The organism is Hyphomicrobium sp. 802 (assembly GCF_000526135.1).
In the GTDB taxonomy this organism is placed as follows: Bacteria; Pseudomonadota; Alphaproteobacteria; order Rhizobiales; family Hyphomicrobiaceae; genus Hyphomicrobium_B.
The window spans coordinates 132,686-158,057 of sequence record NZ_JAFM01000001.1 but is presented as its reverse complement, the minus strand read 5'-3'; the positions used below and the strand labels follow the sequence as shown (position 1 = coordinate 158,057).

Below are 25,372 nucleotides of genomic sequence, written 5' to 3'. Positions count from 1 at the left end.
TGAAACTGTTGGGCGTCTTGCTGATCGTCGGCGGCAGTGATCTTCAAGTTGAGGGCGAAGACCAGAAGGTAGCGCAGAAGGCTTCGCATATCTTCGATATCGCGCAGCAATTCAGCGCTTCGGCATTCCAGATCGCGCAGCTCTTGCCCGCGCTCACTGAGCATATTCGGCAGAGACCGCAGCTCTTCGGCGGCGGCGGAGAGTTCCCGCGTCGCTTCTCCAACGGCTTCGCCGTCAAGAAGGTTACTCAACTGCTGAAGGTATTGGAGCTGCTGACTGATCAAAGAGACGGCGGATTCGAGTATCGTTCCGGCGCGCGAGAATTTCCCCTCGATCTGGCTTCGCGAAGTTTCCAGATGGCCTAAGATTGCCTCAATCATCGAAATGCGGGTGTCCAATTTGGTATGACGGCCGAAAGTTTGCGTGTTCGGCACAAGCACTGTTGCGCACGGGTCAGACCATAACTGGCGATGTATGATTGGAGACTTTACCGGTGACGGCGGCGTAATGTCCCGCCGGCATCGGCTTGCCGATAAGATAGCCCTGGATCTGCTGGCATCCGAGCGTTCGTAGAAGTTTCAGTTGTTCTTCTGTTTCGACGCCTTCAGCAACGACCGTCAAACCCATCGCGCGTCCAAGCCCAAGCACGGAATCGACAATTGCAGCCGCGTTGGAATTGCGAACCATATCGAAGACGAAACTCCGATCGATCTTGATGCGGTCGAACGGGAAAGCGCGGAGCGTGCCGAGCGACGAATAGCCGGTGCCGAAGTCATCGAGCGCAACGCTGACGCCGAGGTCCTTAACCCCGGTGAGAACCTTCGACGCGTAAGCGAGGTTCTGGATGAACAGGCTCTCAGTCACTTCGATCTCAAGGCGTTCCGGCACCAAACCGGTTTCGATGAGCGCGTTTCTGACGACCTGTACGAAATCGCCGCGTTCGATTTGCACGGGCGATACGTTGACAGCAATGCGAAGACCGTTTTTCCACGAGGAGGCTTCGCGGCAAGCCTCACGCAGGACATAAGCGCCGATGGCGCCGATGGCTCCGGATGCCTCGGCCGCGGGGATAAAATCGGCGGGAGAAACTGGACCAAAATCGGGATGCTGCCAACGCGCAAGCGCTTCAAATCCACTGATGGCGGACGTCGAGGCTTCTGCCTGAGGTTGGAAGGCGAGGGAAAGCTCGCCCCGTTCCAGCGAGAGGCTGACGTCATGTTCGAAGATCAGACGCCGGTGCTCTGTATTCAGCATCTCAGGGGAAAACGCCATGACCTCATCGCCGATTTTCTTGGCGTGGTGGAGCGCCAATTCGGCCGCGGCGATTAACTCCTCATGATCGGCCCCGTGGATGGGAAAGAGCGCGGTGCCGACACAAGCCGTGACGCGGATCGTCTTGCCGTTTTCGAGGACGTGGGGCTCGCGCAGCGTGTCAACGATGTGATGCGCCTTCGCGCTAAACTCGCAGTCCGGTTTATCGCTGGGGGAGATCAGCAAAAATTCGTCGCCGCCGGTGCGCACGATCGTGTCGGTGTCGCTAGAGATCGAACGCAGACGGTTGGCGATGCGGCTGATGATGACATCTCCGACCGCCTGGCCATGCAACTTGTTAACGGCACGAAAATCGTCGAGGTCGATATAGAGAATTCCGACGGTTTGCCGGTCGATCGTCGCTTGCTCGAGAATTCTTGCGAATAATTCTTTGAGCGTTCCGCGATTGTGTAGGCCAGTCAACGGATCACAAATCGCCAGCTGACTGAGACGCACGATGAGTTCATGCTCAGATTCTGAGCCGGAGAATTCGATCATTTCAAAAATCCGCTCGCGATATCGAGAAGCCCCTGTGCGCTGAACGGCTTAGTGATCCACGCCGACGCGCCCGCGGCACTGGCTTCTTTACGCGCGGCCTGATCGGACTCGGTTGTCAATACGATAATGGGCAGACCGTGATAGGATGGTCGCGCGCGCAAATGCCGAATGAACGCGAGGCCGTTCATTCGTGGCATGTTGAGATCCGTCACGACGATGTCGACGAGATTGGACGTCGCCTTTTGCAGGCCCTCGAGCCCGTCGGATGCTTCTATGATATTGAAGCCGGCGCTTGCGAATGTTACCCGGATCATCTGCCGGACGCTTGGCGAATCATCGATCGCGAGCAGTGTCGGCATAACTTTCCCCACCATGACGCAAATTCTCACGTACGAACGCAATGCTGCGGCACGACACGTCACTGCTTGCACGTAGTTCAATAGTACGCCACAGGAGTGAAAGATCGTTTAATTTGCCACATTTCGAAATGGCACTTGAGAACCGGAATTTTAAAATATCACTAGGACTTTTGAATAATAAAATCGGCATAAAGCTGTTTCGAGGCGCACTAAGTCAACAATTACCACGTTTTTTTGAAAATGGCTGAGGCGCTTTTTGAAAGACGATTAGCGCGATGGAATGCAAGCGATCAGCATTCGACGCAAGCGCGATCGAGACATTGCAATTAAACCATTGGTACGATTCAGTGTGCGCGTCTTAGAGAGGGGATTCTAGCGGTCTGTCTTGCTCGCACGTGGCGAATTACGTCCGCAGGCTCTATTCGCCTGAAATGCATCGATCGATCTCGCGATTGTCTTCCAGGCAAAAAGGTTGCCGCTTGCAAACGTGAATTCCGTCTTTTTATCAACCGGAATGCGGCGAATGGCTGAGCCCGTCGCGACGCTCAATTTCCATGGAGACGCTGCGAGCCGACCTTGGGGGCAATGCGTGATCGGATGGAGCGGCCAAATCGCAAGCGAGAAAACCAGGGCATTAATTTCCTGATAATTGCCGCACGTGTTGCTCCTTCGAATATCGCAACGAGACCCGTTTGGCTCATCTGACGCATTGCGGGCGGGGGCTATAGCACGCAAAATGAACGTCATTCGTTTTTGCGCCAACGGCTCCGTAGGGCAATGACAGCACTGGTTTTTCAGGCCTGCAATCGAACTGCTCCGTCTCGAGCAGTTACCATCAACAGTGATTGTGCTCGTCGGCGTGCCCCTGAGATCGGTAAATGTTCCATTAAATTTCTGATTTTTTGAACATTCGCCATGCGCAAAGAAGAACGAAAACCAGTAAGTCGTCCGGCGAAAATCGAACTCGGCGAGGGTCAGGTCTTGACGTGCCGCATCGCCGATACCTCGCGCGGCGGAGCGTTGCTGCTGGTTGAAAACAGCGAGTGGTTGCCGAAATCATTCGTCATCCACGATACGTTCTCTGGCAGTCGCCGTCGTGTGCGCGTCAAGTGGACGTCCCCAAATCGCGCCGGGGTTCAATACGTCGATGCCGCCGTCGACGTGCCGGCTGCGCGCCGGTCAGCCGGCTTCGGAAAGCGGGTATAAGCAAACGTCTGGGTCAATGCTGTCTTTCGGCGGCCGCCCAGCGGTCCAAAATAAGCTTCGCGATCTCTAAGTACGCGCCGCCGAAATGATGGCCGCCGGTTCTTTCAATAAGCGTCGCGCCTTTGAGTTCCGACAACGTACATCCGGTATCGCCATCCGTTTTCTCTTCAACGCTGAAGATGCACGTCACCTTATCCTTGGGTAACTCGGCCATGAACGGACGCAGGCTGATGTCGGCGGATGATGGAATGCCGAGCCAACCTGCCATTGACATTTCGAGACGCCCAACTGGCTCCGGCGCCATCAGCACGATCAGCTTGACCTGCTTTTGCAGATCGGGATCGAGCTTCGTCCAGACCATTGGAATGGTTGCAGCTCCGAATGAGTAGCCAATCAATGAAACATCCTGGATATGCCACGCCGTTCTATAATAACGCGCGATGCGATCGAGATCGCCGGCGATCGTCTGCGGGTCCTTCTCGCTCCAGAAGTACCGCAGAGTATCGAGGCCGATAACGGAGATGCCGTTTTTCGACAGTGTCTCGCCGATTTGCTTGTCGATGTCCCGCCATCCGCCATCTCCCGAAAGAAAGATCGCAAGCCCCGTAGGGCTCTTCGCGGGAAGTTCGGTCAGCGGCAGATCGCTAATGGAGGCTTTCGGCACGAGGGTCATGTCGAACACGGCTTTGATCGCCAACGATAGGGTTGAATCATTGGTCGCCTCACCATGTTCGATTGAAGTACCGGGATTGACCGCGACGAAGGGTTTGAGAGCGGGACTAGCCGGATCCTCCGTAAAGAGTGTCCATTTGCCGTTGAGCTTGATCGGCCCATATTCGAACGCGCCATCCTTGTTCCCAAGAACCGGCGCGCCGCTGCAAAAAGCATCCTTTGATGTGAGCGAAGGCGAAAATCCGGAACTCAGCGCCCCAGACACACTGTTCGGCGGTGCTTGCGCCAGAGTGAGATACGCGATCGTGCCGGATCGCCCGAGGCCGAAGAAAACCGGCGACTCCCACGCTTGCATGCCGAGCGCACGTTCGGACAGGCGCACGAGATCTTCGATGTCGCCGAAGAGTTGATTGCATTGGCCCGCCGGGACGGTCGTATTGAGAATGTCACGCATCACGCCGGCGTCGAGAATTGCGACCGCCGCGCCTTGGCTCTCGAGCGCGGCGGCTATGGGCTTGTAGGAAGGCGACGCTGCATCGGGATCAGCCATCAGAACGACAAAGGCGGAAGGTGCATTGCCGGACCACAGGACCGGGACATTGCCAAATCGCTTCTGCGCGATAGTTTTCGTGTCGGCGGACGCAGGCGTTCCGATAGAGATAATCACACAAAAAATGCCGAAGGCTGCGGCCAACACGCGAGCGATGTCTAGATAGCGCGATCTTTGGACCATTCTTTATTCCCGTCGGATGTTGAGCGCCGTGCGCTGGCACTGATGAGGGAGGTGATGTCGAAAAGCGTTTGCGGCAGGCGCAACCCGTGCTCATAGGCGAGGTATTTTGTGCGCCACTCCGGCTTGAACTTGCTTTTGAAAATACGGACCCCCTCGAAGTGATAGAGCCGGTCGCCGTATCGGAAAAATAAACCGGCGAGACGAGCCCACCGCGATGCCAGTCTGTGATCGGGAAGGCCCGAGAGCGGTGCCATTCCGAGATTGAACCATTTATAGCCTTCGGCCTTCGCCTGCTCCAAAAGCTTGAGCACAAGATATTCCATCGCCCCCTCCGGAGCGCCGGGAACCTGGCGCATCAAATCCAGCGTGCACGCAGAAGCCGGAGCGTTCCGCCAGAGGTTCGCGAATGCCACGATGCGATTTTCATGACGAAGCACCGCAATGTCGTGGCGTTCGACATACTCGGGATTCCAAAAGCCGAGTGAAAAGCCCTTCTCGCGATGTCCACGCTGTGCGAGCCACGCGTCCGATACGCGCTTTAACGCCGGAAAGAATTTCGGCACGATCGTAGCGGGCAAGATTTCGAATTCGATATTGGCCTTTTCGGCACGCGTCTTAGTTTGACGAAGCCGTTTTCCAGCCTTGCCATCCAGCGTGAACGTTTCGAGATTGACCCACGCTTCCTCTCCGAGCTTGATCAAGGAAAAACCGGCATCGAGATAGACAGGTAGATGATCGGCAGTGATCTGATAGAAAACCGGAGCCCCTTTCTGCTCGTCGGCGCCTTCCTTGAACCGCCAAACGAGATCGATGAGATCGGCGCTGTTGTTCGCAATCGGGTCGCCCATCGCGACCCACGTCGATCCGCGAACGCCATACATCATGAAACCGTTGCCGCTTTGCGAAAACAGAAAGCGCTTGTCCCCGGTGAATGCGAGCTCGGCTGTGACTTGCGAGGAATGATGTGCGATTTCCTTCGCACGCCGAAGTTCTGCGGCTGAGGCCTTGCGGCTGATGTTCGGCGCCTTGTGGAGCAGCTGGTAAGAGGCGATGATCATCACGATGATCGCGGCGCCGAGCGTAGCGCGCAGAAAGCGCGAGGCATCCTGATGGTAGGCGAATTCCCACCACAGCGAATTGTCGTAGGGCACGCCGCGATAGATGGCCAGTCCGATTAGGATCGACGCGCCGATGGCGATCAACACCGCAAGAATTGCTGATGCCGAGAGCCGGCCTGCAAGTACGCCGCCCTTGCGGTAGAACTCCCGCCGTCCCGCAATCAGGATCAATGCCGCCGCGAGACAAGCGAGCGCTTCGATGAAATCGAAACCCTTTGTGATGGAAAAAACAGCGCCGCTGAGCAGCAGGACGATTGCCAGTTGCCACGCTGAACGTAGCCGGTGCGCGAGGCCGTTTGCGATCAGCAGAAGAACGGTTCCGACGAGGCTCGCAATGAAATGCGATGCCTCGACGAATGGCAACGGCAGAAAATCGCGAATGAGCCACAGGCGGTGGGCGGGCAGCGTTCCAGAAATCACCAGGATCAGCCCGCCGGAAAAGGTCACGACAGCCGCGAGCGGCGGAATGATCGGTTCGATGATCGTGGCGGACGTGCTGTCGTCCTCATGCGCTAAACCCCTTCGGCCGCGCATCTCGTGCACCATCAGCATCGTCAGCGCGACAATGACTGGCGCGATGTAATAAATCAGCCGGAAAAGCAGGAGCGAACCGACGAGTTCGCCGCTCGGATGTTGCGTCACGCCAAGTAGGATGACGGCGTCGAATACGCCGAGGCCGCCCGGTACGTGACTGACCACGCCGAGCACAGTCGCGAGGGCAAAAACAACGAAAAAGCCCGGCATCGTAATGTGCAGCTCTTGGGGCAACAGCACCCAAAGCGCCGATGCCGCCGCCGCAACGTCGAGCATGCCGACGAAGATTGCCCCGATCGTTGCGCGCGTGCCGGGGAGCGGCAGCCTCCAATTCCCGATTTCGATCCGGATTGGATGGATCGACACGTAGACGAGCCAGACAGCAATGACGGCCAGGATCATCGTTCCCGCCAGCCGGCACGTGGGGACGCTCAGATGCACCAGTGCGGAGACGAGCTGCGGATCGACCGCGAGGCAGATCCCGGCAATTGTCGCAAGACCTGCCCAGAAACTTAGCGCACAAAGCATTACGATGCCGAGGACGCGGTCGGTATCGACGCCCCAGACGCGATAGAGCCGCAGCCGGACTGCCCCGCCTGTGAGGACGCCGAAGCCGAACGTAAAGGTGACGGCATGGCTGATGAAAGACGTGATCGTCGCAATGCGTAGCGGGACCTGCCTAGCGCCGACAACCCTGAGCGCGATGAGGTCATAGCCTACCAGCGCCGCATAGGAGAGGACCGTAAACAGCCCGGAGAGCGCCAGATGCGAAAGCGGGAACGTTGCTATCGTGTGCCGGACCTGCGGCCACGAGATCTCTTCGAGGTTCCGATAAAGGACCGTCGCCGCATAAGAGAACGCCGCGAGCGCGACGATGGCGCCGACAACGGACCAATCGATGCGTTCGAGAAGTCTTGGGCTGGGCGCCGTCGGCTGTGGAGCCTCATTCTGCGTCTCAGCCATTGTAAAGTGTACCATCTGAAAGGGAAGATTGATCCGCACCGGTGCTAGCGCGGGGCTCGGAGCCGGAAAAGTTAGGCATTGGTAATCTTGAAAGAAACGCTCTTCTTACGTTATCGCCAATCTCCACAGGCCGGCCGACGGCGGACGTGCAAAGCTAAAAGGCCGCACGTTTAGCGCATCGGCAATCAGGCAGCCGGGCGGGCTCAGCTAGAACGAAGGTACAAACTCTTCCGCTCAGGAATTTTATTCCCCCTTCCGAAAAGGACGCCCGGGGGCGCTCGCATCCGCTGCGACGCTCCAGGAACATAATCCGCAGACATACCATTTTCCCGACGCCATCGTCTCACTCTGCGTTCCCGGCCCATCCGCCGACTGTCGATTAATAGACGCTCTAATCGCGGAGGTCCCTGCCAGCGGCCACGGTGATTCGATACGATAATCAACAGAAGACGACAGCCTTGCAGCAAACCGCGGGTTTGTCGTTGCGCTTCGGCCCAACGGTTCGAATATTTTGGCCGCTCCGCTTGAGCGTTCAGCGCTTGGACATATATCCCCCTCTTGCGTTCGATCTATTGAGATCGTGCAGCGCATGGACGTATCTTTATCGTTGTCGGTCACGTGCTTCGACGGCGATGCCGGGGGAACAGGGCGAATGCGCAGCCGGGATTTGATTTCCGTATTTTTGCTGGCAACTGCCATGGTGTGCATCGCGCAACCGAGTATGGCCAGACATGGGCCGAAAGCTGCCTCCGCCACAAATGACGATCCTTGCGCGGCGCCGCAGGACTATGTGCGCCAACGGATCAATAAGATCAAAGCTCTTCAGGCTGCGGTGCCGGTTACGAATAGCAACCTGTTCGATTTGTTCGGCGGCAAAAAAGACGTCGACCCTCAAAAGTCCGTGGAGATATCGAACCTTCGCTATGAGGCAGACGGCGTCAACGCCCTGCTTGCGGCTGGCGGATGCCAAGCCTTCAACCTGGATCAAGAACTCTTGCAGAGTTCAAAATAGCGCTTGCGCCGGAGCAGCGTTCGGAAAGTCCCCGAAATGCGCTTTCACGACGCAATTTCGGTGAGCTGTCTCAGTTACATAGTTTTTCATATTTAAAGAGTGACGCGAAGACTATTGCCAACTGAGAATTGGACGGTCAATCTCTCTAATATTCATATTCGGGCTCAGACTGAGCGGCTTTTTTATTCTATCTAAAGTCACGCTAGCCATGACGATAAGCGCCTTCGTTGCAGAGGAGCTGCCGGCGTTGCTGGATCTCCTCTACGGCGCAGCCTTGGACGGAGATCAGTGGCCGCTATTTCTCCAGGGGCTGATGAAGCCCTTTGATGGAGCGAATGGCATTCTGCATTTCTTCGATATCGAAACGCAGACAACGCCGCTGGCGCATCCCTTTGGGCTCGAGGCCGAGTATCTTATCGGCTATCAGGAGCACTTCGCGAGCTGCAATCCCTATCCTATTCAGTCGTTCGCCAAACTACCTTTTCTCCACGTCGTTCCGGCAACGACGGTCCTGAGTAGAGAAGAAGCGCTGCGCACCGAATTCTATAATGACTGGATGAAACCGCAGGGTATTAGTCCGGATCACCTCGGGTGTATGGTCCATAAGGACACCCAGCAAATGGTGATCCTCGCGATCGCCCCCAAAGAAAAACAGCTGGAGCGGAACAACGATCGCTACGTCAAACAGTTTGAAATTCTGGCGCCGCATATAAAACGCGCCGTCACCCTTTCGAAAGTCAGCCGTGTGGATCCGGTCCCGGGTGGTCTGCCCGCACAATTCTCGTGCGCCGCCATGCTAATTTCGCAAACTCGCGCCGTTAAGGCCGCAAATCCGCCCGCGGAAAACCTACTGCGGGAGGGATTATTTTTAACGGTCGATCCGCTGGGAAAATTGCGAGGAAGAGACAGCGATATCCAGTCCGCGCTTGTCGCTGCAATCGACGCCGTGTTTGTTCGTCGCGATCCATTCGGCGGTCCCGTCCACTGCCGGTCGCTCACGACGGGAGATCGAGTGTCGCTGATTGTTTTGAAATTGCCGATGATTGCTGCGCAAATGGCCCTGGTTCTCGTTATTGCGCAGCCAGGTAACGGAGCATCTCGTTTTCCAGAACAATTCACGACTGCCGAAGCGCGATTGGCTGACGCTCTGTTGAACGGTCAATCCCTCGCAGAGTTTAGCGAACATGTCGGTGTATCGATCAACACAGCACGTAAACAGCTCGCAGCATTGTTTGCGAAGACCGGAACGAATAGGCAGGCGGCGCTCGTCGCCTGGCTTCTGCAACGAAATTCATAAAGGCGACAAATTAATTACGCTAAAAGTATAGGGTTCCGAATTTCGATTGAAGTGAGATAATTTTATCGAAGGGCACGAGAAAGAAAGATCGGACGGCTTCCATCCGGAGCGCCCGACCTATGCGAAGCAACGATTGAACATATCTTGAAGCGTGATTGTTAATTCCATAAATGGCGATTCCACCTAATTTTTTCAGTTTTTCTCATTGCTTGATACGTGCCAGCGTCGTGCCTTCTGTACCATTTGAAGGAGATATTATGTCAGATGACCGACTCGACTTTCTCGCCCTCTGCCGCGCCGTGGAAGAAGGTGCGCACACTGACCTTTCTGAGGCCGATCGTGAGCTTTTGATCGTCCTTCATAAGGCGTTGAGCGGATTGAAAGTTGCGGTTGAGCGAGCGCTTTTGAATTCTTCGATGGAAGAACGTATCTCGAATTAATTCGGCGCTGCCGAAGGGCACGGATAGCGGAATGACACGTTGACGAAAGGCGCCGCGCCCCGATCACGCAACGATCAAATTAAAAGCCGAGACGTGTGGCAGGCTCTAGCCGTGTGGCGTGATCGCTTTGATGCGTGCCCAGGCTACTGCTATCAAACCGTCACGTCATTGGCCTACTCAGTTCGGATGAGGCTTGAGAGCGAATCCGATGAGATATTGGAAACAGTTTGTGGCAGGAGCGCTCGTTGCAACTGCGATGGTTGCCCGGCCGACGTCCGGTATTCAAGCAGAACCACCCGGCGCGCGTCTTCAACGAGCGGGATCGGAAGTTTACATCGAGCAGCCTCCGAAGAACGCATTTGAAAAGAGTGATCCGACCCTTCGCAAAGGCGCCAGGGACGGTACGGGAGACGGCGACCTGAAGCCCGCAGAAGGTCCAGAGCAGCCATCTGCCAGACAGCCCGAGGGATGCGATCGCGAAAACACGCCCTCGCAGGCGTGCTACGCCGCGACACAGCAAGCTCGCCCGATCCCGAGATAGCGTAAAACCAGCCTCAACTTTTTGGAGAGGGCCTCACGCCCGGCGCAATGGCAACGGCCTGCTGCTGGCGGTCGAGTTCGCGCATAAAAGCGGCGCCCGCGGCACGATCCCTGAATTCCCAAAGGTGCTTCTTCACGCCTTCAAATATAAGGGCGTAGACAGCAAGCTGAATGCCATCGCGTACCGCCAGCGTAGCGGGCGCGTTCTTGGTGAATCCCAGCTCGGCCTGCAGAAGCTGATCGACGGCCGCATATTGGAACGCCGAGCCGTGGACGAGCACGGAATAAAGCGTTTTGGTCGTCGTGACTGAGGCGAGAACGCGACCCGACTGGACGCTGACGGCGCGCAGCGCAACGGTAATGACATCGCGGCGATACTGCATGTCCCCGCCAATGCCGAGATAAGTCGCGCCTATGCCGCCGTTCGTCTCATCGGTATCGTAGCCGATGACGCCACCTTCCAGGATGATCCCGGCAAAGCGCAGTGGTGACAGGGCTTTGGCCTTATCGCCGTCAAGCGCCGCACGAGTATTCTGTATGATCTGCCGTTCCTGTAGTAGCGGCTGTAAATCGTTGCGCTCGACGACGTTGAACCATCTGCCGCCACCAGCTTTCGTCAGGACGTCGATCAACACCGCACCGCCGCCCTGCGTGAGCGCTCGTGAAAATTCGGCGAAGTTATCGTTCGACTTGTTTTGCCCCGTCAGGTCGGGAAAGTCGTAGACGGAAACGTCGAGCCTTCGCACCGGCGACGGAAGCGCATCGAGTGCGATGCCGGATTTGGTATCGGGAACGAGCCTTGGTGCTTGGTCCAAGCGATCGTCAACGCTGCCCGTAATCGGCGAAATAGTGGTGCAGCCGCAGAGACCCAAGGCAAGCAAGCCTGCCGCTGCGAAACACGCTTTACGATAAGTCACAAATGCCCCCGGCCGATACGCGTTACGGAATGTTGTGGCTGTTCGTCCGGAGAGTCTGCTGCTGCGTGCTGCCTGTCGCCCCGTTACTTCCGCTCCCGCTTTGGCTGCTGCCGCTTCCGCCGACCACAATGACGGAGCCGCCCCCGCCGCCCGCGCCGATGTTGTTCAGCGAGTTTTCCAGGCCGGAGAGGTCGGGGCCAGCGGCGCCCGATTTTGTGCCCAGTCCCTGCGCCTGGGCCTGTGAGAGCAGATAGCTACCGTTGAGCGGATTACCGCCAAAGGTGGGATTGGCGGGATGATAAACCAATTGAGTGGCACCGCTGTCTCCAGCGAGACAAACCAAGCTCAACACCATGCCGACGGTACGCATAACAATCTTCAGCATCATTGAATCCGTTTCTGAGAAAGGTCCTCTATTTTTTGATGAGGAGTGCACCGTTCGGCAGACGCGCGATGAGCACATTGGACGGCGCTGCGCCCTTCGGCTGCAAAACGCCGACCGAAAGGCCTTGTGTGTTGACCAGATAAAGGTTCGAGACGTCGTTGCCCGCCTGCAGTACGCCGACTGCATTGCGCGAACCGCCGAGCACGCCGACATTCGAAAAGTCGTTTTGCCCGGCCTGGAACTGCGCGACCGCGTTATTGGCTCCGGCCTCGAGCGTCTGGGCGAGGTTGAAGCTTTTGCCGGATGTGGCCATTTCGGGCGTCGGGACATACGCCACCGAACCTCGCGTATAAGGAGAAGCAGGCGCGACCTGAATCGGCTGCAATGCCATACGCTCTGCTGTCTCTGTCGCTGCTTGACGGATATAGGCGCCGTCAGCGCGGGCCGACGACTGTGGGCCACAAAGCGCCAGAGACACGGCGACAAGAACGGATGCGGCGCGAAGCATGCCCGAAGGTTTGGTCGTCATGGTGAATGGCACGATACTCTCCCTGCATTCGTTTCGATTGAAAGCCGGGCGCTGTAGTGCCCGATGGCCCCGCCATCCAGGACTGTCGTCGTCAGAACGCTGTCGTGACCCTGATTGAGGGTGAATTCGCCGCTCTGCGCATTGTCGCTGCTGCCGCTCTCGCCGCGTTTGCTGACGATCAGGTGATACTGCCCACTGACCGGATGGTGCGAATGCGCGATGGCAGTGAGCCAAAGCATTCCGTTTTTGCTTTCGCTGCGGATCTCGCATGTCACCGCGTTATCTGCCGCAGATGTCGTCGCGCTCGCATGAACGATGCCACCGATCATGAGCAAGGCCGCAAGACACTTCAGGCCGCCATATTGTGACGGCATTCCGCGTACGGCGGATTCGGAAGTCTGGTCTTTTCGAAAACGGAACATGAAGCCAACAACTAAACTGATAGCATAGGGTTCGTTTGTCGATCCGGCTTGGCTGCCATTTGCGCAGCAAAGAGAAGACGGCGGACGAATGTCCGCTGTCTTGCCGATCCTAAGACTACTTCTGGGAGACGATCGCAGCGTTGTGGGCGCCGTACTGGGTAACGAGCGAAGCGTTCACCACGCCGGCCGAGCCGCTATAGGCCTGCGACGTCAGCGCGTAGTTGCCGTTGCCGACCTGGAACGTTGCCTGCGTGTTCGCGGCGCCCGCAACGGTCGGAGCATCAGCCGTCGTTTGGGCCACAACGGCTTGGTTGCCGGCGCCTGTCTGCGCGATGAACGACGCGTTGGTATTGCCTGCTAGCGGATTCGCCATCATCTGGTTGGTCAAAGCGACGTTCTTCACGCCCGACTGAAAGGTGAAGGCATTGTTGACTCCGATGGTAGAAGTCGGCGCGTTCTGCTGCGAGGTGATCGCCGAGTTCTGGCTGCCGTACTGAAGCGTACTCTGCGTGTTCGCAGCATTGGCCTGAGCGACGATAGCTGAGTTCGCTGAGCCGAACTGGCCCGTGAACGACGCATTCGTCTGGCTGTTGCTTGCGCCGTTGAACACGGTGCCGCTCTGCGCCGTAACCGCTTCATTCTTGGAACCGGCCTGAACCGTGAGCGCCTGGTTGCCAACGCCGCGAAGCGAACCGCCACTTGCATCCTGGCTGGTGATCGCCGAGTTGGCATCGCCGGTCTGGAAGGTCGCGGCCGAGTTCTGCCCGCCTGTGCTGAATACGCCCGTCAGGCTGTCGGTGTGGTCCTGCGTCGTCTGTGAGGTCAGCGACTGGTTGTTCGAGCCGAACTGGCTGGTGAACGAACCGTTGGTGCTTGCGGTGACGACCGAGTTGTCGGTCTGCGCCGTAATGGCGGTGTTGCCTTTGCCGACTTCCAAAGTAGCCTGGTTGTTCTTGCCACCGGTCTGACCGGCAAGTGCGCTATTGCCTTCGCCGACCTGGGTCGTGAGCGAGGCATTGCCGACGGCAATCGCCATCGCCTGGCTGTTCGGAGCGTTCGTGCTCTGGACCGTCGTTGCGACGTTGTTCTTGCCGAACTGAGCGACGCCAGAGGCATTGCTGCCGTTGGCATAACCGTTGGTCTGCGCCGTGATGGCCGAGTTACCCGTGCCGACCTGCTGGGCGGCTTGAGTGTTGTTGCCGTTTTCCTGCGCAACCGTCGATGCGTTCGAAGAGCCGATCTGGTCGATGAAGGATTCGTTGTCGGCGGCATAGGCCGACGAAGCGCTCGCCAGAACGAGCGCCAGTGCTGCCACTTTGTTCATAGATGACGTTCCCCGTAACTACTCAAAATACGGAGCAGGTCCGTCTGCAGCCGATCCCCTCCACGTCGGCGTTAAAACATTCTTAACCCTACGCTTTAATGACGTTCAGTCCCAGGGACCGCGATTGGGATCAATACAAAAATGTAAGAAAAATAAGGCCTTACCCGGCCATTTCATCAATGAACTGTCATGGAGATGAACGCTTGCGACGCGACCGCGAAGGTTTGGGCCCGATGCCGCTGCGGGTGCGAAGCAGAGTCTCCCATCGTCACAAGCGCAATGCAAAGTCTGACGGCTATCACACGTGGGCCGGAAGACACATCGCATTGCGCCAAATCATGCCTATCTTCCGCACGGGAATCACGATCGAAAAAAGGATTGAGCATTGCCAATCGAGACGGAGTTCACGCCGATCGCATCGGCGGTAGGCGGAGCATTGATCGGCTGTGCTGCCGTTCTTCTCATGTTGATGGGTGGCCGCATCGCCGGCATCAGCGGAATGTTGAGCCGCGTGCTCGTACCGGGGCGTGAAAGCAAGCCGCTTCAGGCATTGGCGTTTGTGGTCGGATTGATTTCAGCGCCGATCGTTTGGATGGCAGTATCCGGTAGCGCGATTTCTCAAACCATCACCGATAACCTGCCGCTTGCGGCGATTGCTGGTTTGCTCGTTGGCTTCGGCGCGGTGTACGGCGGCGGATGTACGAGCGGCCACGGCGTCTGCGGCCTGTCAAGGCTTTCGCCTCGCTCCATCGTGGCAACCATCGTTTTCATGACGACGGCGTTCGCTGTCGTTTTCATTGTGCGCCATATGATCGGAGCCGGCCAATGATTGTGCTGGTCAATCTGCTCGCCGGTCTTGTGTTCGGTTTCGGTCTCATCCTGTCTGGCATGGCCAACCCGGCAAAGGTCCTGAACTTCCTCGACATCGCCGGTCATTGGGATCCGAGCTTGGCATTTGTCATGGGTGGCGCCGTGATCGTCACCGCCATTGGCTATCGCCTGATCTTCCGCCGCGCAAAGCCTGTGCTCGATGAGAGCTTTCATCTTCCGACCGCCCGGCAGATCGATGGTAAGCTTGTCCTCGGTGCGGCCGTCTTTGGGATTGGCTGGGGACTGGTTGGCCTTTGTCCTGGCCCGGCGCTCGTATCGATCGCGCTCGCGTCTCCGGCCATCTTTGTTTTCGCGCCGGCGATGTTGATCGGAGTGGCGCTCGCCGCATGGCTGAAACGTGCATGATCTTGCATCGCCTTGCCTCGCCACTTGCTTCAGAGTGACATCTGCCAATCACGTCATGACGTTGCTATTTGAGCGTGGTCCAACGTCACGAAGACGATCTTGTTTGCACGCTGTGTCGTACGCGAGGATATGAAACATCAGCGGTTCCAGGCGAAATCCAGTGACCAATCGTTGGAGATGCGAACGGTTGGAGTTCGACGATGAATGCGTCTGATCCCTCCGAGCACCATGAGGGCGCCCCGCATCCGCCGCCCGGCACCGACAACACCGGTGTGCTGGTTCTCGGACTGCTGGTGATCGCCGCATTCTGCGGCTGGTACCTGATCGTTCGCGACCGCGCGAGCGATACGAAGCCACTGCCCGTCATCCAAAAACCGATCATGCCGCCGTCGACAACCGACACGTCCGCGGAATTTCCGGGCCACAAGCACTACAGTATTCTAAGCCCGCTTCCCGACCAAGCCGACGCAACAAAGCAGCGCTAAGCTTCGCAGCAGAGCCAAGTGTCTAGCAACGCTTGTGCCGAGCTTGGCTGAGCTTAATTGACCGTCGTGCTGCCGGTCTGAAGCGCAGCTTTGTTGGCTTGCGGCGGCGGCGCCGTGAGTGGCTGCACCGGCGATCCTGGACCGATCTTCTGCAGATTGCCTGTAATCACGAGATCCTTCTCTTCCAGTCCAACCACGCTGACGAGATCGCCTTCAGTCGGCCCGAGCGTTACCAGCTTTTGCTCGGCAATATTCTTTGGCCCGACAACATAGACGTATTTGCCAAGCTGGCTTGAACCGATCGCTGTTTGCGGAACCATCAGAGCATTTGGGTTTTCACCGGCGTGCACATGAATACGAACGTATTGACCCGGCAGCAGCCCATAGTCGGCGTTCGCAATCGTCGCCCTGGCGGTCAGGGTGCCCGTCAGATGGTCGACCGCATTGTCGACGAACGTGATCTTACCCTTATGCGGCGGCTTGCTGTCGCCCGGCACGAAGACCTCTGCCGCAATAGCTCCGCTCTTGCGCACCTTCTCAATCGTATCGAGATCCGTTTCCGACGGGTTGAACGTGACGTAAATCGGATCGAGTTGAACGAGCGTGTTGAGCGGCGCACCCGCGACGCTGATCAGCGTCCCGATTGGCGCTTGGTTCTTGCCGAGCCGGCCTGAGAACGGCGCGCGGATTTGCGTGTACTCGAGATTGAGTTCGGCGGTGCGGATGGCTGCATCGTCGATGTTGATTGCAGCCTCGCTCTGGCGCAACGAACTCGACCGCTGGTCAAATGTATCTTTGGCGAGCCAGCCGCTTTTCGTCAGCTCGGTTCCGCGCTGCAGATTCGATTGGGCGTAATCGCGCGCGGCAATATCCCTCTGCTTTTCGGCCTTCGCCCGGTCGAGCGCAGCCTGATAGTCGCGTGGGTCGATCGTATAAAGCAGCGTGCCTTCCTTGACATCAGAACCGTCAGGCACGTGCTGCACTTGAAGGTAACCGGAGACGCGCGCTTGCAGCGTGATGTTATTGATCGACTCGGTCCGCGCCGGATAATCGAGATAGATACTGACCGGACGCTTCACGACCGACGCGACCGGAACCGGCATGACGAACGCACCCTGATGCGGCGGGGCGCCGGTGCTTTCAACCTCGGCAAGGAGCTTTGGGATCTCCGCCCGATAGGCATAGGCCGCTACGCCACCGATGGCGATCAATCCGAGAAGAGCTGCTTTCCAAACGCGCATCGCGAATCCCTTATCTATTCGGCAGCAACGGGGGCTGAAGGACCATGTGGCGTATGGGTCTCGCCGGACGCATCCGCATCGCGGCCCTCGCGCCATTTTTCGATGGTGGCATAGAAGACCGGCACGAACAGCAGTGTCAGCAGTGTTGCCGCCAGCATGCCGCCGAATACGGTCGTACCAATGGACTGCCGGCTCGCGGCCCCCGCGCCAGAGGCAATCATCAGCGGTACGACGCCGAGGATGAAGGCGAAGGCGGTCATCAGGATCGGCCGGAGGCGAAGGCGACCCGCTTCCATCGCCGCCTCGACGATCGACAGACCTTCGAGCCGTCGCCGCTTGGCGAATTCAACGATCAAAATGGCGTTCTTTGCCGATAGCCCGATCAGCATCACGAAGCCGATCTGCGAATAGACGTCGATCTGCATATGGCGCACCCAGATCGCGAGCAAAGCGCCGAACAGAGCGAGTGGCACGGCTAGCAGCACCATGAATGGCATCGACCAGCTCTCATACTGCGCGGCGAGGATCAGGAAAACGAATACGCTCGCGAGCGCAAACACCATAATCGCGATCGAACCGGCTTTGAGCTCCTGGAACGTGATCCCGGTCCATTCGTAGCTAAAGTCTCGCGGCAGCGCCGTTGCCGCCGCCCGCTCCATGGCAGCGATTGCTTGGCCCGTACTGTAGCCTGGCGCCGGTCCACCATTGATGAGTGCCGACGCATAGTTGTTGTAATGTGGAACCGTTTCCGGTCCGACGATCGGCTTCAAGGTTCCGAGCGTGCTGAGGGGCACCATGCCGCCGGTATCATTGCGCACGTAGAGTTTCGACAAGTCAGATGCATTCGCCCGTGAAGACTTGTCCGCTTGCAGTGTGACCCGGAATGTTCGCCCGAACAGATTGAAGTCGTTCACGTAGAGTGAGCCGAGATAGATCTGTAGCGTGTTGAACACGTCCGGCAGGCTGAGCCCCAGAAGCTTCGCCTTCGAACGGTCGAGGTCGTACTTGAATTGCGGCGTTGACGTCGAGAAAGACGAGAACAACTGCTGCGCATCAAGCTCCGGCTGCTTGCGGGCTTCTGCAATCAAAGCCTGTGTCGCATCGTTGAGCGCCTGGCTGCCGCGGCCAGTCAAATCTTCCACCTGGAACTCAAAACCGCCCGTCGTGCCAAGACCTGGGATCGACGGCGGATCAAAGCTCAGCGCAATCGCCTCCGGAATCATCAGCAACTTGGTGCGCACCGCAGCCACGAGATTGGATGCGCTCTGCGACGGTGGCCGCTCGTCCCAGGGCTTCAAGATAGCGAACTCGACCGCTGAGTTCGACTGTGCGGCGTTGGTCAAAAAGTTGAGACCACTAATCGAACCGACGATATCGACGCCCGGCGTTGCCTCCAGAATGTCTCGGACTTTTTTCGCAACCTCGTCGGTGCGTTCGAGCGAAGCTCCATCCGGCAACTGGACGACGACGAAGAAATAGCCCTGGTCTTCGACTGGTAGGAACGTCGAGGGAACGCGCTGGGCGATAAAATACGTTGCGGCCAGGATGCCGGCGAACAGCATCAGCATCACCCAGCGAATACGTATAAGGAAGTGCACGAGACGGGCGTAGCCGTGCGACATGCGGTCGAAACCGGCGTTGAACCACCGGAACAGAATGAACGTCGACGCAGGCTTATGCCGCAGAAAAGCTGCCGCCAGCGCCGGACTGAGCGTCAGCGAGTTGAACGCCGACAAACCGACCGAGATCGCAACCGTCAATGCGAACTGGTTATAGAGCCGGCCCGAGACGCCCGGAATGAACGCCACCGGAATGAAGACGGCCATCAGCACGCCGGTTGTCGCGATGATGGGGCCTGTCACCTCAGACATCGCCTTCAGAGCGGCGTCCATCGGCTTCAAACCGTTCTCAAGCTGGCGCTCGACGTTCTCGACCACGACGATGGCGTCGTCGACGACGAGGCCGATTGCGAGCACCATGCCGAGCAGACTCAGCATGTTCAGCGAAAAGCCGAGCGCCTCCATGATGACGAGAGTCGCGATCAACGATACCGGGATCGCGATTGTCGGAATGATCGTCGTGCGCCAGCTTTGCAGGAAGACGTAGACGACGAGCACGACGAGGAACAGTGCCTCGAGCAGCGTGAATACCACGTCATGCATGGCGGCCGAGACGAAGCGCGTCGTATCGTAGTGCATCGCGTAGGAGATGCCCTTCGGAAACCGTTTCGACAGCTCCTTCATTTTGGCGAGCACGCGCTCTTGCAATTCGAGCGCGTTAGACCCCGGCATCTGAAATACGGCCAGCACCACGGAGGGGTCTTTGCCGAAAAATGCCGTCGAGGAATATTGCAGCGCGCCTAGCTCAATCCGCGCCACATCTCGAAGCCGAACGATTGCGCCGGTCGTCGGATTGGCGCGCAATACGATATTGCCGAACTCTTCCGGATTGCTGAGGCGCCCGGTGGCGTTGATCTGCATCTCGAATGGCGTGCCGGGCGGCGCAGGCGATTGTCCGATCTTACCGGCGGCGACCTGGATGTTCTGTTCAGCGACCGCATTCTGAACATCGACCGCGGTAATGTTGAGCTGCGAGAGCTTGTCGGGGTCGAGCCACACGCGCATCGAATAGCGGCGCTCGCCGAAGATCTGCACGTCGCCGACGCCCGGCAACCGCTTCAGCGGGTCGACGATCTGGAGATAGGCATAGTTGCTGAGCGTGACGGGGTCGACCGAGTGGTCGGGCGACGTCAGATTGACGATCAGCACGAAGTTCGGATTTTGCTTGCGGATGGTGATGCCGGCCTGATTGACGATCGGCGGCAACTGCGATGCGGCTTCCGAAACGCGGTTCTGCACGTCAACCGCAGCGATGCTGAGTGGATAGCCGACGTCAAAGGTAATCGTGATCGTCGATGAGCCGTCGTTCGAACTCGACGACGACATGTAGGTCATGCCTTCGACGCCATTGATCTGCTGTTCGAGGGGCGTCGTAACGGTATCGGCGACGACTTGCGCGCTGGCGCCCGGATAGATCGCGCTCACGACCACCTGGGGCGGCGTAACATCCGGAAGCTGCGAGACCGGCAGCAGGAAATAGCAAATCGCGCCCGCCAGAACCATGATGACGGCGATCGCCGAAGCAAAGATCGGTCGGTGTATAAAGAAGTTGACCATGCGTCGTCCGTGCTGAAGCGCGGGAGCAATCAATCGCTATTGGTCCGGCTCTTCTCCCCCAAAGCCCGAGACGCTTTTAAAAACCGAAGTGACCATTATCTCAAGCGCGCATTCGCCCGATTGTGGGGCAAGTTTCCCAAGCGAACTATGAGTTTATCGAAATTACGGAGGATGGCTCCGGATTTCTCAACAATCTCCGTGGCTTCGAATCGGCGTCCGGAAAAGAGCCGGATCGCCGCCGCGAGCGAGCGTGGCGATATGTCATAGCAATAAGGCGGGGCCTCGAACCCGTGACCACTTTCACTCGCTTTGTGAATTATCCGCGCGGTGACGATCCGAGACGGCAGGTTTGGGGAGCTGCTCGCCGATACCGATAGAAAGCTCCGGACGCAGAATTTGGCATACCGACCGTATCCTCGCGGCGGGGCAATCGCGTCAATGAAGGTCGGGCGCTTCGTTGTGCGTTCGCGCAATCTCTTTTTCGAGATCGGCGAGATCCAGGAACTGATCCGCCTGACGGCGCAGCTCGTCGGCAATCATGGGAGGCTGCGTCTGCAATGTGGAGACAACGCTCACCCGTTTGCCCATCTGTTGGAGAGCTGCGACGAGACTCCGGAAATCTCCGTCGCCGGAAAAAATGACGATATGATCGAGATTCTCCGCAAGCCGCATGGCATCGACGGCCAACTCGATATCCATATTGCCTTTGACTTTGCGCCGGCCCGAGCCGTCCACAAACTCTTTCGACGGCTTCGTGACCATCGAAAACCCGTTGTAATCAAGCCAATCGACCAGTGGGCGGATAGAGGAATATTCCTGGTCGTCGGCCAGCGCCGTGTAATACAGCGCCCTCACCAAGAGAACCTTGCCGCGGAAAAGCCGGAGCAATCTTTTGTAATCAATATCGAAGCCCAGCGATTTTGCTGTCGCGTAGAGATTGGCGCCATCAATAAATAAAGCTACCCGCTCAGTCGGATAGAAATTCATTCGCGCCTTCCAGATAAAAATGCGGTCAGGATCGAGCGCCAGATATTTGAGTAGCAGACCAGAATGTCAATCCATCTGATCTCTCTACCGACGCTATTATAGCCTAATTCACGCGACCTGTGTCTGATACTCTCGAACAGAGCGCCGTTGCATATGATCAGTACGCGTCATTATTAATCGCAGATGAACGAACGAAATTTCCGATGCTAAACAAAGGGGCCATCTGCGATTGGAAGTAGACTCCGCATTGGCCGGAGCGCCTGATCGCTTATTTCGGCTCAGAAGCCCGCGCGTGCACTGCAATCAAGGTGCTGACCGCGCCGCGCCTTGAATGCAGGCGCCGCGCCTCAAGAGACTGCGCCGCGTCCCTCTCATGTTCAAACATCAGGATGACTGAGCGGAATCGGCGTGCTACCCACCGCCCGCAACCCGGCATTAAGTCGACTTCCCGTCGCATTTTGGCACCACGTCAGGCGTCCGTGGGGGCTTGGCCGGGAAAATCAATTCAGGGAATAAGCGATGTCCACATCAGAGCGCGGAACGCAGACGCTGGCGTCGCGCCAGGACGAACCGTCCGAGCCGCTATCGATCTCTTTCTTCGAATTCGTCTGTCTCTGCGCGTGCCTCATGGCCATGACGGCGCTCGCCATCGACATCATGCTACCGGCCCTTCCCGAGATCGCCTCATCATTCGGCGTCGCAAGCGAAAATGACCGGCAACTGATCGTAGTTCTTTATATGGCTGGCTTCGCCGTAGGGCAGATTTTCTTCGGTCCGCTTTCGGATCATTATGGCCGCAAGCCGATGTTGCTTCTTGGACTTGCCGTTTTCATCCTCGGCACGATCGCGGCTCTGTGGGCCGAGTCATTCGAGATGCTGTTGGCGGCACGCCTCATTCAGGGCGTCGGCGCAGCTTCGCCCCGCATCATTGCTATCGCTGTGATTCGCGATCTCTACGCCGGCCGGCAGATGGCTCGCGTGATGTCGTTCGCGATGATGGTGTTCATCACCATTCCAGTCCTCGCACCGTCGGTCGGGCAGGCGCTCGTCCATGTCGGCAATTGGCATTGGATCTTCATCGTGCTTTTCGTGATGGCGGTCGGTGCTGCAATCTGGTCAGGCTTGCGGCTGCCCGAAACGGCGCGTCCCGCGCGGGGCGTCGAACGGCCATTGACGTTGGTCCAAGCGCTACTGACCGCGCTTTTGAACCCTCTGACGGCTGGCTACGGCGCGGCTGGCGGCTTCATGTTCGGGTGTCTGCTTGCCTATGTGGCGAGCGCTCAGCAGGTATTCGTTGATGTATTCGGCATCGGCGATGAGTTCCCCATCGTCTTCGGCGCTATCGCGTCCGCGATTGCCGTTGCGTCGTTCGTCAACGCACGGTTGGTCGGGCGCCTCGGCATGCGCCGCGTCTCGCATACAGCGCTGGTCGGATTCATCGCCGTGTCCTTGTTGCTCGTTGCCGCATCGGCGTTCGGCACGGCAGGTTTCGCGACGTTCGCTCTCGCCGTCGGATTGAGCTTTTTTCTCTTTGGCCTGATCGCGCCGAACTTCAACGCGATCGCCATGGAGCCTCAAGGGCATAATGCCGGAATGGCCTCGTCCGTTATTGGGGCGCTCGGTACGGCAATCGGTGCGCTGGCTGGCGGTCTGGTTGCAAGATCCTTCGACGGTTCGATCTTCCCGATCTCCGCCGGATTCGCCATCTGCAGTCTCATCGCGGGTGTGCTCGTTCTGAGCGTCGAAGGGTTCTCCGGCATGTTCGGTCGCAACCGGACGGCGTGAGGGCGTAAGCCTAAAATTTCTGTAACGCACGCCAGAATGTGTCTGCGGGCTTGGCCTCGTATGCCGTCCTGTACTACATGCTGGCGCGAATGAGGTTTATGCTGTTGGCCAAATTCGCGAGCTGCGAGGCAAGACGAGCATGAGAATTCTGCTGCTTGAAGACGATCAGAATACCGCAGCGTACATTTTGAAAGGCCTCGAGGAAGAAGGTCACACCGTCGATCATCTGGGGGATGGTCGCGACGCCGTCGCTCAGGCCGTCTCGGAAAATTACGACGTCATCATCCTGGATCGCATGCTTCCGAGCCTTGATGGCTTGGCGATCATCAAGACCATCCGCAGCGCCGGCCGCGGCGTGCCGGTTCTGTTTTTGACGGCCCTCGGCGGCGTCGATGATCGCGTCGAAGGCCTGGACGCCGGCGCCGACGATTATCTGGTGAAGCCCTTCGCCTTCTCCGAGCTTCTCGCGCGCGTCAACGCGCTGGCCCGTCGCCCGCATACGAAGGGCGAAGAAACGCGGCTCAAGGTCGGCGATCTTGAAATCGATCTCGTCAGCCGAAAGGTGACGCGCGGTGGCGACCTCATCGATTTGCAGCCACGCGAATTTCGCCTCCTTGAGGTTCTGATGCGCAATCGCGGGCGTGTCGTGACGCGCACCATGCTGCTTGAACGCGTCTGGAGCTTCCACTTCGATCCGAAAACGAGCGTCGTCGAAACGCATATTTCGCGCCTCAGAGCGAAGATCGATAAGCCCTACGGCAAAGAATTGATCCATACCATCCGCGGGAGCGGCTACACGGTCCATGACGGTTCGTGATCTTCTGAAGCGTACGCCGTTTCGCTTGGCGGCAACATTTTCGCTGTTTTTCATCACGACGATCCTGGCGCTTTTCACCGTCGTCTATCTCGTTGCAAGCGCGCGCCTCGTCGCCGACATTCGCGATCGCGTCGAGACCACACTCGATTCTCTCGCAGCTCTTGATGGCGAGCGGACATTCGACGATCTCGTCGGTCTCGTCGCGAGCGAAAGTGAATCGGTGCGCGATCCCGATTTCATCATGGAGCTTGTCGACAAGAAGGGGAATTTTCTGGCCGGCAACGTCCGCGGCGTCAAAGATTCGAACCAATGGATGACGCTCAAGCGCTCCGACCTTTTTCTGACTTTAGATCGCGGCGAACCGGACGACGAGTTCCTGGCGATCTGGCGGCCGCTGGTCAAAGGTAAATTGCTGGTCGGAAGCGACAACAGTGAAGTCAAGCAGATGAAATCGTTTCTGCAGAAGCTGCTGGGTTACGGTCTGCTTGCAGCTTTCCTGGCAATTGCGCTGTGTGCGACTTATTTCGCGCGCGAAACGCAGCATCGCATCGACGCTTTCGCGCGTCCGCTGGCGCGCGTATCGAAGGGCGAGGTCACGGCCCGCGTTCCGACATCCGGCCAGCAGGATGATATCGATCAGGTCGCGATGCAGGTAAACGGAATGCTCGGAAATCTGCAGCGGCTGATTGAAAATGTGAATCAATCGTCGTCCGACATTGCCCACGATTTGAAAAAGCCGCTCGGGCGATTGCGCCAGCGCCTTGAGGACGCCAGTCGCGGCGCGGGCGATAAAGCGGAATTCCAGGGCGCAATCGACAGCGCGCTCGACGATATCGACTCGATTTCCGAAACGTTCGACGCGCTTTTACGCATCACACAGATCGAGGCTGGCGCTCGCAAATCCCGTTTCGTCACGCTCGATCTGGCGCAGGTGCTGGCCGACGTCCGCGATGTCTACGACATCGTGGCCGAAGATGCCGGAGATCGGCTCGCATATACGTCGGCGTGCTCTGGTCCGGCGCATGTTCGTGGTGATCGCGAGCTTCTCGTGCAGCTCTTTGCCAATCTCATCGAGAATTCCATCCGTCATTGCCCGCCGGGCACAGAGATCGCGATCCATCTGACGTCGGAACCTGGCGCGTTTGTCGTGAACGTCTCCGACACGGGTCCTGGCATTCCGGAGCACGAGCGCGAAAATGTCTTCCGCCGTCTCTATCGCCTTGAGCGGGCGCGATCGACGGATGGCAGCGGGTTAGGGCTCAGCCTCGTCGCCGCGATCGTGGAACTGCACGGCGCAAAAATCGATCTGTTGGACAATGCGCCAGGGCTTCGGGCCGAAGTGCGATTTCCTGTAGCGTCCTGAGTGCTGAGAGCGAACGCTAAAA

The 25,372-nt window shown here is 57.9% G+C and carries 23 protein-coding genes; 11 read left to right on the top strand and 12 right to left on the bottom strand.

Annotated elements, in window-relative coordinates; genetic code table 11:
• The first annotated feature begins 8 nt into the window (after nucleotides 1-8).
• The gene (locus tag HYP802_RS23425) at nucleotides 9-365 is read left to right on the top strand and encodes a hypothetical protein (RefSeq protein WP_155831088.1); all 357 of its coding nucleotides are present in this window, start codon (nucleotides 9-11) and stop codon (nucleotides 363-365) included.
• 88 nt (nucleotides 366-453) lie between these two features.
• Here HYP802_RS23425 and HYP802_RS0100750 read toward each other — a convergent pair whose 3' ends face one another.
• Nucleotides 454-1,809 carry an EAL domain-containing protein gene (locus tag HYP802_RS0100750; RefSeq protein ID WP_024274947.1) on the bottom strand — a complete coding sequence of 452 codons (1,356 nt, stop codon included), beginning with the start codon at nucleotides 1,807-1,809 and terminating at the stop codon, nucleotides 454-456.
• The gene (locus HYP802_RS0100745; RefSeq protein WP_024274946.1) at nucleotides 1,806-2,168 is read right to left on the bottom strand and encodes a response regulator; all 363 of its coding nucleotides are present in this window, start codon (nucleotides 2,166-2,168) and stop codon (nucleotides 1,806-1,808) included. The genes HYP802_RS0100750 and HYP802_RS0100745 overlap by 4 nt, the downstream gene beginning before the upstream one ends.
• A 915-nt stretch (nucleotides 2,169-3,083) precedes the next feature.
• On the opposite strand from HYP802_RS0100745, the gene HYP802_RS0100735 reads away from it, so the two are divergent.
• Nucleotides 3,084-3,374, top strand: a complete 291-nt coding sequence (locus tag HYP802_RS0100735; RefSeq protein WP_024274944.1) for a PilZ domain-containing protein — start codon at nucleotides 3,084-3,086, stop codon at nucleotides 3,372-3,374.
• Nucleotides 3,375-3,387: 13 nt separating this feature from the next.
• On the opposite strand, the gene HYP802_RS0100730 is transcribed toward HYP802_RS0100735, so the two are convergent.
• Together HYP802_RS0100730 and mprF are read right to left on the bottom strand one after the other, a co-directional pair.
• Nucleotides 3,388-4,779: an AcvB/VirJ family lysyl-phosphatidylglycerol hydrolase gene (locus HYP802_RS0100730; protein ID WP_024274943.1), complete on the bottom strand. Its 1,392-nt coding sequence runs from the start codon at nucleotides 4,777-4,779 to the stop codon at nucleotides 3,388-3,390.
• Entirely contained in the window at nucleotides 4,755-7,394 is a 2,640-nt protein-coding gene (gene mprF / locus HYP802_RS0100725; RefSeq protein WP_013950077.1) for a bifunctional lysylphosphatidylglycerol flippase/synthetase MprF, read from the bottom strand. Before mprF ends, HYP802_RS0100730 begins: the two co-directional genes overlap by 25 nt.
• A 589-nt stretch (nucleotides 7,395-7,983) precedes the next feature.
• Here mprF and HYP802_RS0100720 point away from each other — a divergent pair.
• The 3 genes from HYP802_RS0100720 to HYP802_RS23420 all read left to right on the top strand — a co-directional run bounded on the left by HYP802_RS0100720 (nucleotide 7,984) and on the right by HYP802_RS23420 (nucleotide 10,143).
• Nucleotides 7,984-8,406, top strand: coding sequence for a hypothetical protein (locus HYP802_RS0100720; protein WP_155831086.1), 423 nt, complete (start codon nucleotides 7,984-7,986; stop codon nucleotides 8,404-8,406).
• Between the two features lie 208 nt (nucleotides 8,407-8,614).
• Nucleotides 8,615-9,703, top strand: coding sequence for a helix-turn-helix transcriptional regulator (locus tag HYP802_RS0100715; protein ID WP_013950075.1), 1,089 nt, complete (start codon nucleotides 8,615-8,617; stop codon nucleotides 9,701-9,703).
• Nucleotides 9,704-9,960: 257 nt separating this feature from the next.
• Nucleotides 9,961-10,143 carry a hypothetical protein gene (locus tag HYP802_RS23420; RefSeq protein WP_013950074.1) on the top strand — a complete coding sequence of 61 codons (183 nt, stop codon included), beginning with the start codon at nucleotides 9,961-9,963 and terminating at the stop codon, nucleotides 10,141-10,143.
• Nucleotides 10,144-10,697: 554 nt separating this feature from the next.
• On the opposite strand, the gene HYP802_RS0100700 is transcribed toward HYP802_RS23420, so the two are convergent.
• The 5 genes from HYP802_RS0100700 to HYP802_RS0100680 all read right to left on the bottom strand — a co-directional run bounded on the left by HYP802_RS0100700 (nucleotide 10,698) and on the right by HYP802_RS0100680 (nucleotide 14,260).
• The gene (locus HYP802_RS0100700) at nucleotides 10,698-11,600 is read right to left on the bottom strand and encodes a CsgG/HfaB family protein (protein ID WP_013950072.1); all 903 of its coding nucleotides are present in this window, start codon (nucleotides 11,598-11,600) and stop codon (nucleotides 10,698-10,700) included.
• Between the two features lie 22 nt (nucleotides 11,601-11,622).
• Nucleotides 11,623-11,988, bottom strand: coding sequence for a curli assembly protein CsgF (locus HYP802_RS0100695; RefSeq protein ID WP_024274940.1), 366 nt, complete (start codon nucleotides 11,986-11,988; stop codon nucleotides 11,623-11,625).
• 25 nt (nucleotides 11,989-12,013) lie between these two features.
• Complete coding sequence (locus HYP802_RS0100690; protein WP_013950070.1) at nucleotides 12,014-12,526, bottom strand: hypothetical protein; 513 nt, start codon at nucleotides 12,524-12,526, stop codon at nucleotides 12,014-12,016.
• On the bottom strand, nucleotides 12,511-12,888 hold the full coding sequence (gene csgH, locus HYP802_RS0100685; protein WP_013950069.1) for a curli-like amyloid fiber formation chaperone CsgH: 378 nt from the start codon (nucleotides 12,886-12,888) through the stop codon (nucleotides 12,511-12,513). The genes HYP802_RS0100690 and csgH overlap by 16 nt, the downstream gene beginning before the upstream one ends.
• A 163-nt stretch (nucleotides 12,889-13,051) precedes the next feature.
• Nucleotides 13,052-14,260, bottom strand: a complete 1,209-nt coding sequence (locus tag HYP802_RS0100680; protein WP_013950068.1) for a hypothetical protein — start codon at nucleotides 14,258-14,260, stop codon at nucleotides 13,052-13,054.
• A gap of 385 nt (nucleotides 14,261-14,645) precedes the next feature.
• Here HYP802_RS0100680 and HYP802_RS0100675 point away from each other — a divergent pair, with 385 nt between their 5' ends.
• The 3 genes from HYP802_RS0100675 (at nucleotide 14,646) to HYP802_RS0100665 (ending at nucleotide 15,981) form a co-directional block, all read left to right on the top strand.
• Nucleotides 14,646-15,089: a YeeE/YedE family protein gene (locus tag HYP802_RS0100675; protein ID WP_013950065.1), complete on the top strand. Its 444-nt coding sequence runs from the start codon at nucleotides 14,646-14,648 to the stop codon at nucleotides 15,087-15,089.
• A complete protein-coding gene (locus tag HYP802_RS0100670) occupies nucleotides 15,086-15,496 on the top strand; it encodes a YeeE/YedE family protein (RefSeq protein ID WP_013950064.1) in 411 nt (136 codons plus the stop codon). Before HYP802_RS0100675 ends, HYP802_RS0100670 begins: the two co-directional genes overlap by 4 nt.
• Nucleotides 15,497-15,696: 200 nt before the next feature.
• On the top strand, nucleotides 15,697-15,981 hold the full coding sequence (locus tag HYP802_RS0100665) for a hypothetical protein (RefSeq protein ID WP_013950063.1): 285 nt from the start codon (nucleotides 15,697-15,699) through the stop codon (nucleotides 15,979-15,981).
• 53 nt (nucleotides 15,982-16,034) lie between these two features.
• On the opposite strand, the gene HYP802_RS0100660 is transcribed toward HYP802_RS0100665, so the two are convergent.
• The 3 genes from HYP802_RS0100660 to HYP802_RS0100650 form a co-directional block, all read right to left on the bottom strand.
• Entirely contained in the window at nucleotides 16,035-17,222 is a 1,188-nt protein-coding gene (locus tag HYP802_RS0100660) for an efflux RND transporter periplasmic adaptor subunit (protein ID WP_013950062.1), read from the bottom strand.
• A 14-nt stretch (nucleotides 17,223-17,236) separates the two neighbouring features.
• Entirely contained in the window at nucleotides 17,237-20,398 is a 3,162-nt protein-coding gene (locus HYP802_RS0100655; RefSeq protein ID WP_013950061.1) for a multidrug efflux RND transporter permease subunit, read from the bottom strand.
• 435 nt (nucleotides 20,399-20,833) lie between these two features.
• Complete coding sequence (locus HYP802_RS0100650; protein ID WP_013950059.1) at nucleotides 20,834-21,385, bottom strand: NYN domain-containing protein; 552 nt, start codon at nucleotides 21,383-21,385, stop codon at nucleotides 20,834-20,836.
• A 519-nt stretch (nucleotides 21,386-21,904) separates the two neighbouring features.
• Between HYP802_RS0100650 and HYP802_RS0100645 the strand changes: the two genes are divergently transcribed.
• From HYP802_RS0100645 to HYP802_RS0100635, 3 genes are all read left to right on the top strand, one after another.
• The gene (locus HYP802_RS0100645) at nucleotides 21,905-23,170 is read left to right on the top strand and encodes a multidrug effflux MFS transporter (protein WP_013950058.1); all 1,266 of its coding nucleotides are present in this window, start codon (nucleotides 21,905-21,907) and stop codon (nucleotides 23,168-23,170) included.
• Nucleotides 23,171-23,309: 139 nt separating this feature from the next.
• Nucleotides 23,310-23,987, top strand: coding sequence for a response regulator transcription factor (locus tag HYP802_RS0100640; protein WP_013950057.1), 678 nt, complete (start codon nucleotides 23,310-23,312; stop codon nucleotides 23,985-23,987).
• Complete coding sequence (locus HYP802_RS0100635; protein WP_013950056.1) at nucleotides 23,974-25,350, top strand: ATP-binding protein; 1,377 nt, start codon at nucleotides 23,974-23,976, stop codon at nucleotides 25,348-25,350. The genes HYP802_RS0100640 and HYP802_RS0100635 overlap by 14 nt, the downstream gene beginning before the upstream one ends.
• Nucleotides 25,351-25,372 lie beyond the last annotated feature (22 nt).